The following is a 738-nucleotide window of genomic DNA, read 5'->3' as shown; positions in this document are numbered from 1 at the left end:
GCCTTGCCCAGCATGCGGCGCGCGTTAAGTTGTTTCTCGATGTATTTCACTTCTTGTTCGCATGCCGGACATGTGCCCCTGCATTCGCCTTTGAAGTTACATTTCTTTGGCTCATATACTATACCATTTGCATCAGCAATCTGCTTGCGTATGGTTTTTTCAGCGTTTCGCATATACGTTTCCCTACATTCATAATCTTGAAAACAGATTTGGTTATGCCCGCAAAATAAATAAAAAAAAACGAATTGTGCAAATTGATTACAAAAAAAGATGTCGGGTGCTCAGTTCTTGAGTACGAAAAGAATGAAAAGATTTGGTTTCGGAATTGCAATATCCGTTCATTTCCTTACATGTTATGGTAAGTGTTTGTTAGTTTTCTTTTACTCTTTTTTTTATAATTTCCTTTTTGTCTGAATTAGGCTGGGCAATAGTGTCGTATTCAATGGAGCCAAAATTCTTTGGTGCCTCTCCTGTTTTCATCATTTCTTCGTTACAATTTGATTGCTGCAATGCTTTGTCAAATTCTTCATAATCTACCGGTGTACATGTGTCACCCTGTATCATATCCGAATTATGTGTTGTCTTTTGACTGCACGATGAAAGTGCGGCGATACCGGTGCTTACGCCTATTATCGTTACTGCCTTGCCCAGCATGCGGCGCGCGTTAAGTTGTTTCTCGATGTATTTCACTTCTTGTTCGCATGCCGGACATGTGCCCCTGCATTCGCCTTTGAAGTT

1 pseudogene is annotated in these 738 nt (G+C 40.5%); it reads right to left on the bottom strand.

Annotation, left to right across the window (positions count from 1 at the left end):
• Positions 1-369: 369 nt before the first annotated feature.
• A pseudogene (locus EII32_RS12310) lies at positions 370-738 on the bottom strand (hypothetical protein); the annotation flags it as partial.

The organism is Prevotella sp. OH937_COT-195 (assembly GCF_003932845.1).
Classification (GTDB): domain Bacteria; phylum Bacteroidota; class Bacteroidia; order Bacteroidales; family Bacteroidaceae; genus Prevotella.
This window is presented reverse-complemented; position numbering and strand designations above follow the sequence as displayed.